General features: G+C 59.7%; 5 protein-coding genes. All 5 read right to left on the minus strand.

Features of this window, described 5'->3' with window-relative positions; translation table 11 throughout:
• Positions 1 to 318: 30S ribosomal protein S6 (rpsF, locus tag EOA27_RS29575; protein WP_127257891.1), on the minus strand; the 318-nt coding region annotated here is incomplete at its 3' end.
• 283 nt (positions 319 to 601) lie between these two features.
• Positions 602 to 745: a hypothetical protein gene (locus EOA27_RS41015; protein ID WP_189343189.1), complete on the minus strand. Its 144-nt coding sequence runs from the start codon at positions 743 to 745 to the stop codon at positions 602 to 604.
• 44 nt (positions 746 to 789) lie between these two features.
• Entirely contained in the window at positions 790 to 1,725 is a 936-nt protein-coding gene (locus EOA27_RS29580) for a transporter (RefSeq protein ID WP_189343188.1), read from the minus strand.
• Between the two features lie 29 nt (positions 1,726 to 1,754).
• Complete coding sequence (locus tag EOA27_RS29585; RefSeq protein ID WP_245467153.1) at positions 1,755 to 2,558, minus strand: transporter; 804 nt, start codon at positions 2,556 to 2,558, stop codon at positions 1,755 to 1,757.
• A partial coding sequence (locus tag EOA27_RS29590; protein WP_127257893.1) for a DUF1214 domain-containing protein occupies positions 2,555 to 3,035 on the minus strand: 481 nt, incomplete at its 5' end. The genes EOA27_RS29585 and EOA27_RS29590, both read right to left, overlap by 4 nt.

Here is a 3,035-nt window from a genome sequence, read left to right on the forward strand (position 1 = left end):
CTTCTGCATCATCGCCGAAGCGCCTTCCTCATGCGCCTCGACCTTGACGGTGAGGAAGCGAAGGACGTCTTCCGACAGGCCCATCTGGCGCTCCATCTCGTTGAGCGCGGGCGGCGGGCAAGTGATGTCCATCAGCGTGTAGTAAGCCTTCCGGTTCTTCTTGACCCGGTAAGTGAGGGACTTCAGTCCCCAGTTCTCGATCCGGCCGACCGAGCCGCCATTCGCGGTGATGACGCCCTTGTACTGTTCGACAAGCGCGTCAACCTGCTGCTGCGACAGGTCCTGCCGGGCAAGAAACACATGTTCGTAAAGAGCCATTATGTCTTTCTGCCTTTCTTCGTTTCTCTGTCCGGCCCTCGCGGCTAAGCCTCTGCAACTTGTCTGACCCGACGAAACGGGGAAGAAAGGAGCATCGCGAGACGGTCGAGAGCGGAGACACGGGAGGCTAAAAGCACTTCTGGCTTCGTGTCGCGGCTTCGAAAAGCCACGGCCCTCCGTTCAGCCCCCAGCAAGGACCGGCAGATTGGGCGCGTCTATATAGCAATTTCGCGGGAAGGCAAGGGCGGGAACGGGCCAGCATGACCGCAGAGTGTCGCAGGCTTCAGAAAAACGCCAGCGCAGCCAATACCCGATCTTGCGGTAATCGGGCTTTAACCACCCCAAAAGGTTGTATCCGGTACATGCCTTCATCGGCCCCAAGCCTGCGCCGGTTGGGCGGCAGCACGCATTCCGGAAGCACGGTCATCCCGTGCATCGCGAAGCCGCTCGAAGGCGGTGCTTTGGCTTTGGTCAGAATTTCCCGCTGATGTCGAACACGACGGCATCGCCCTTCATTCGGTTCTTGACCTCCAACTCGTGCGCCCACCGCAAAGTAAGATTCACCTCAGTCTTTCCGAACTCCGCCTTGTAAGACACCAGAGGTCCGATGGCGATCGAGCGGCCTTTGAAGCCGTCGTGAGCGTCGGCGAAGGTGCTGTCGTCATCCTGGAACTGGTACAAGAACCCGGCGATAGCCCCAACCGAGAAATTCTTGGTGATATTTTTTGTCAGCGCGAGGTCGAGATGCGCCATCGCGCCGCTGTAATAGTCTGTGTCTTCATTTCTGGTGTTGATGTCGACGCCGAACTTCGCGGAAAAATCCAATCCCTGTTCGGGGAACAGGCGGGTGAAGCCTACAGCCGGTGTGAACGTCCAGTAGTTTAGCCCGAGGAACACCAGACGCCCTTTGTCCCACAGGCCCGTCGGTGCGGTGACGGTCAACGAGGTCGAGACGAAAGTGTTCATGGCGTCGTTGTGCCAGCCGAACACGAGCGGCGCGACCGCAATGTCGCCGAGGCCGGCCAAGTGATCGTCGGCCTCGATCGGACCTAGAGACGCCTCCGCCTGGGACCAGGCGATAGGAACGGCTCCCTGGACCGCATAGGTCCAGTTTCCGGGAAGATGCAGTTCGGGTACATAGACGCCGGCAAGAGCGGTGATCCACATATCCGCTTTGAGACCGAGAGCCACGGTGTCGTTGCCGAACGGAATCTCGCCACTCGCCTTGCCATGGTAGTAGGCGTTCGAGATCGCCCAGTAGCCGACGCCGGAAGTCGGAGGAACGATGCCCATGCCGGGGCCGGCGGTGATGCCGGGTATGTAGCGGCCGGCCGCGGCCTCCGTCGCGTTGCCGGCGCTGCTGAAGCATGTCGCGGCGGCTCCGAGGCATCCTGCCATCAGGCGCATGATTGTCGCGGATCTCATATGCGTCCCCTTCATTTTTCCGGAAACAGGAATGTCAGCGTGGTTCGTATGCCCCATTGCGGTGCCCCCTGCGGCGCTTCGGCGTAGTATTTGGCGCCGACCTGAATGCTCATCGCCTGATCCCCGAGCTTGAACACCTGCGAAATGCCGAGATTGATCGGCACCGTCCATTGGTCGCTTTTCCAGTCATAGCTGGCCTCGGTGTTCAACGAGAGGGTGCGGCCGTGGCCGAGGCCATAGGATACGAAGGGTTGCACAAATGTCTGGCTGATATCGGCACGGTCATGATCACCTGCCACCGACCAGATGTGATTGCCGAGCACGCCGATCGTCCATGGTCCCGTCTGCTTGGCCAGAACGCCGGTTGGGCCGAGGCCGAACTTGCCGGTTCCCAGGAAATCATCGGTGGCGGTCGGCAACAGAAACACCGGGCCGATGCCCCAGATGATGCCGTTTGGATTGGGCGCCTTGGGCGACAGGAAAAGACTGGCATTGATGTCACCCAAGCCGAACACGTCGCCGCCCGGAGAATAGTCGCGATAGCCGATCGGGATGACCGTGCGCGAAAGGATCAGCCAGTCGTCGTTCAGCGAAATGGGAATGACCGGCTGGATATTGGCCGTATAGGCGAAGCCATGGCCGTTCGCGCCGGCACCGAAATCAAAATTGCTCTGGATCGGCACGCTGACCATGTTCGCGACAGGATTCGCGAGTTTCTTCGCCAGGTCGTCGGTGTCCTGGGAGACGGCCGGCGACACTGACAAAACTGCCATTGCCACGACGGTTGCACGTAAGCGCACGGCCTGCTCCTTCACTTCGCAGGCTCGGCCTCAGGGAACTTCCATTTGCCGTCGAGGATTTCGGCCCGCGGGCGATAGAGCCGCACCATGTAGTTCCAGCCCTCCATGATCGGCAGGCAGTTGGGGATCTTGCCATCGCAGCCGCCGAACCGGATCGCGACTGACCCGTCCTGATAGGCCTTGGCAGTGATGTCGTTCAGCGTGTAGGCGTTGATGGCGTTCTTTTGATAGTAGCCCTTCGCGTCGTAAAGGCTGATCGACCAGAACCCGTCGACGGGAACATCCTTGACCTTCAAAGTGTAGTTGGTTTTTCCATCGTTCTTTTTCGGCACCACATTGAGATAAATCGCATCCTTCGGGGCGTTGGCGCCCCATGCTGAAGCAGCGCCGATCAGATATTGGACAGGGTCCACCTCTTCTTTCGTGCCGAAGGCGCGGCGGGTATCGGTGACGGTGCTCGCAAGAACGAGCAAGGCTTCGCGAACTTTCTTC

This window comes from Mesorhizobium sp. M2A.F.Ca.ET.037.01.1.1 (genome assembly GCF_003998075.1).
In the GTDB taxonomy this organism is placed as follows: domain Bacteria; phylum Pseudomonadota; class Alphaproteobacteria; order Rhizobiales; family Rhizobiaceae; genus Mesorhizobium.

What these genes read in the sequence shown, in the direction of transcription:
- EOA27_RS29580 (WP_189343188.1), bottom strand. Translation starts at nt 1,725, where the DNA reads ATGCGCCTGATGGCAGGATGCCTCGGAGCCGCCGCGACATGCTTCAGC.
- EOA27_RS41015 (WP_189343189.1), bottom strand. Translation starts at nt 745, where the DNA reads ATGACCGTGCTTCCGGAATGCGTGCTGCCGCCCAACCGGCGCAGGCTT.